At 56.1% G+C, this 3,521-nt stretch carries 1 rRNA gene; it reads right to left on the bottom strand.

Annotation, left to right across the window (positions count from 1 at the left end):
- Positions 1-126 precede the first annotated feature (126 nt).
- A 23S ribosomal RNA gene (locus RMCN_RS29915) occupies positions 127-3,257 on the bottom strand.
- Between the last annotated feature and the right edge of the window lie 264 nt (positions 3,258-3,521).

Below are 3,521 nucleotides of genomic sequence, written 5' to 3'. Positions count from 1 at the left end.
TTCCCTGCCGCTATTGACCGCCGTAACTTTATTCACTTTTTAGGGTGTCCCAGGTTGGTTGGGAAGGGTGTTTTGGTGGTGGGGTGTGTTTGCGTGGTTGGTACGCGTGGTGTGGTTGCGAGCGTTGTGTGTAAGTTTTCGGCCGGTTAGTGCCAGTTCCCTGAACCCATTGCTGGGCGTGTAGGTCTGGTCTATCGATCCCGTGGTCTGCGGGGGGCCTTATCCCACTGATATGGGTGAGAAGCCTGGTCTTGGAGGGGGTTTCCCGCTTAGATGCTTTCAGCGGTTATCCTGTCCGAACGTGGCTATCCAGCGGTGCCCCTGGTGGGACAACTGGTGTACCAGAGGTTCGTCCGTCCCGGTCCTCTCGTACTAGGGACAGGTTTCCTCAAGCTTCTGACGCGCGCGGCGGATAGAGACCGAACTGTCTCACGACGTTCTAAACCCAGCTCGCGTGCCGCTTTAATGGGCGAACAGCCCAACCCTTGGGACCTGCTCCAGCCCCAGGATGCGACGAGCCGACATCGAGGTGCCAAACCATCCCGTCGATATGGACTCTTGGGGAAGATCAGCCTGTTATCCCCGGGGTACCTTTTATCCGTTGAGCGACACCCCTTCCACTCGGGGGTGCCGGATCACTAGTCCCGACTTTCGTCCCTGCTTGACATGTTCGTCTCGCAGTCAAGCTCCCTTGTGCACTTACACTCAACACCTGATTGCCGTCCAGGTTGAGGGAACCTTTGGGCGCCTCCGTTACTTTTTAGGAGGCAACCGCCCCAGTTAAACTACCCGCCAGGCACTGTCCCTGAACCGGATAGACGGTTCGAGGTTAGAGGCCCAATACGATCAGAGTGGTATTTCAACAACGACTCCACACAAACTGGCGTCTGTGTTTCACAGTCTCCCACCTATCCTACACAAACCGTATCGAGCACCAATACCAAGTTGTAGTGAAGGTCCCGGGGTCTTTTCGTCCTGCCGCGCGTAACGAGCATCTTTACTCGTAATGCAATTTCGCCGAGTCTATGGTTGAGACAGCTGAGAAGTCGTTACGCCATTCGTGCAGGTCGGAACTTACCCGACAAGGAATTTCGCTACCTTAGGATGGTTATAGTTACCACCGCCGTTTACTGGGGCTTAAATTCTCCGCTTCACCCTTGCGGGTTAACGGGTCCTCTTAACCTTCCAGCACCGGGCAGGCGTCAGTCCGTATACCTCGTCTTGCGACTTCGCACGGACCTGTGTTTTTAGTAAACAGTCGCTTCTCACTGGTTTGTGCCACCCCCTCCCGCTGCCCACCGCGAAGGTGTTGACGGTGTGGGGGTCCCCCTTCTCCCGAAGTTACGGGGGCATTTTGCCGAGTTCCTTAACCATAGTTCACTCGTACGCCTTGGTATTCTCTACCTGACCACCTGTGTTGGTTTGGGGTACGGGCCGTGTATGCGCTCGCTAGAGGCTTTTCTCGACAGCATAGGATCACCGAATTCGCCTCACTCGGCTATGCATCACCTCTTAGGCACATGAGTGACGGATTTGCCTATCACTCGCCCTACAGGTTTGCCCCAGTATTACCACTGACTGGTACGGCTACCTTCCTGCGTCACCCCATCGCTTGACTACTACCCACACGGGTCCCACGCAGCCGGTCGATGTCGACTCCCGAAGGAGACGATCACCAACCTTTTGGGTGGTTAGCAGAATGGATTCGTCAGGGACGCTCATACACGGGTACGGGAATATCAACCCGTTGTCCATCGACTACGCCTGTCGGCCTCGCCTTAGGTCCCGACTCACCCTGGGCGGACTGGCCTGGCCCAGGAACCCTTGGTCTTCCGGCGGGCAAGGTTCTCACTTGCCTTATCGCTACTCATGCCTGCATTCTCACTCCCACACCCTCCACCACTAGATCACTCTGTGGCTTCACCGGATGCAGGACGCTCCCCTACCCAACAACACACACGTGTGTTGCTGCCGCGGCTTCGGCGGTGTGCTTGAGCCCCGCTACATTATCGGCGCACAATCACTTGACCAGTGAGCTATTACGCACTCTTTCAAGGGTGGCTGCTTCTAAGCCAACCTCCTGGTTGTCTTCGCGACTGCACATCCTTTTCCACTTAGCACACGCTTAGGGGCCTTAGCCGGCGATCTGGGCTGTTTCCCTCTCGACGCACGGAGCTTATCCCCCGCCGTCTCACTGCCGCACTACACCTTGCCGGCATTCGGAGTTTGGCTGACGTCAGTAACCTAGTAGGGCCCATCGGCCATCCAGTAGCTCTACCTCCAGCAAGAACCATGCGACGCTGCACCTAAATGCATTTCGGGGAGAACCAGCTATCACGGAGTTTGATTGGCCTTTCACCCCTACCCACAGCTCATCCCCTCAGTCTTCAACCTAAGTGGGTTCGGGCCTCCACGCGGTCTTACCCGCGCTTCACCCTGGCCATGGGTAGATCACTCCGCTTCGGGTCCAGAACACACCACTACACACGCCACTGTTGACGTGATACGCCCTATTCAGACTCGCTTTCGCTGCGGCTACCCCACCCGGGTTAACCTCGCGACATGTCCCTGACTCGCAGGCTCATTCTTCAAAAGGCACGCCATCACCCCACAACAAAGTCGAGGGCTCTGACGGATTGTAGGCACACGGTTTCAGGTACTCTTTCACTCCCCTCCCGGGGTACTTTTCACCATTCCCTCACGGTACTGATCCGCTATCGGTCACTGAGAAGTATTCAGGCTTACCGGGTGGTCCCGGCAGATTCACAGCAGATTCCACGGGCCCGCTGCTACTCGGGGAAAACATTTCCCAGAAGCCGCTGAGGTTTTCGGTTACGGGGCTCTCACCCACTACGGCAGACCATCCCAGGCCACTTCACCTAACCCAACGGTTTATCACTTCTGCTCCTGACGGCGGCCAGAAGAAAGAAACGCCCCACAACACCGCACACACAACCCCCGCCGGGTATCACATGCACACGGTTTAGCCATCCTCCGCTTTCGCTCGCCACTACTCACGGAATCACTTTTGTTTTCTCTTCCTACGGGTACTGAGATGTTTCACTTCCCCGCGTTCCCCCCCAACGCCTATACATTCAGCGTTGGGTGACACGACATCACTCGTGCCGGGTTTCCCCATTCGGACATCCTCGGATCCACGCTCGGTTGACAGCTCCCCGAGGCATAACGCAGCCTCCCACGTCCTTCATCGGCTCCCAGTGCCAAGGCATCCACCATGCGCCCTTAAACACTTACACACAAAACAGATCAAAAAATATTCTCGGAAGAATAAAAAATTGCATTATCACCGCAACAAACCACCCACCCCAAAAAGGTGAGCAATCCGCTGCGAGATGCTCGCAACCACTATCCACAAATCAAACACCACACCCCACCACCAAAGCAGGGCGACAACACAGTCCTATCTCCGGTTTCCCACACAGGGACGAAGAGATAGCGGGCTTGTTGTCTCAAAGCCCAATAGTGTGTTGGCGGTTCCTCAAAGCGGCGTTTCCCACACC

The organism is Mycolicibacterium novocastrense, assembly GCF_001570485.1.
GTDB lineage: Bacteria > Actinomycetota > Actinomycetes > Mycobacteriales > Mycobacteriaceae > Mycobacterium > Mycobacterium novocastrense.
Note: the sequence above shows the minus strand (reverse complement) of the source record. Positions and strands in the feature narration are given on the sequence as shown.